Origin of the sequence: Rhizobium ecuadorense (assembly GCF_001187535.1) — a bacterium.
Classification (GTDB): Bacteria; Pseudomonadota; Alphaproteobacteria; order Rhizobiales; family Rhizobiaceae; genus Rhizobium; species Rhizobium ecuadorense.
Genome location: NZ_LFIO01000206.1, coordinates 1 through 289, shown reverse-complemented (window position 1 = coordinate 289; position 289 = coordinate 1). Strand labels below are relative to the sequence as shown.

1 protein-coding gene is annotated in these 289 nt (G+C 54.3%); it reads right to left on the bottom strand.

Going from position 1 to position 289, the window contains the following annotated elements:
* On the bottom strand, nucleotides 1–289 hold a 289-nt coding region (locus AF337_RS04760; RefSeq protein ID WP_202813697.1), incomplete at both ends, for a polymorphic toxin-type HINT domain-containing protein.

The window sequence follows — 289 nt, the reverse complement described above, 5'->3', positions numbered from 1 at the left end:
GTTGTGAATCGGACCGGAATAGAACTCTCCGTCAATCGCTATCTGCGCTGCTTTCGATGCGCCTTCTGGCAGGACAGCGAAAACGCGGTGTAACAGCGTCGTGATGATCGTCTGCTTAACCCGGCCATTCTCGGATTGCAGCATCAGATAGACTGTTTCCGGGTGCTTATCGAGGAAACGCTTCTGGACAAGCTTATATCCCTCGTGTCCCTGTTCGTCGCGTGACCACACCAATGACTTGCCGGGGTTAATGTTGCGGATCGCGGTGAAGCCGTCGATCGTCTTGACC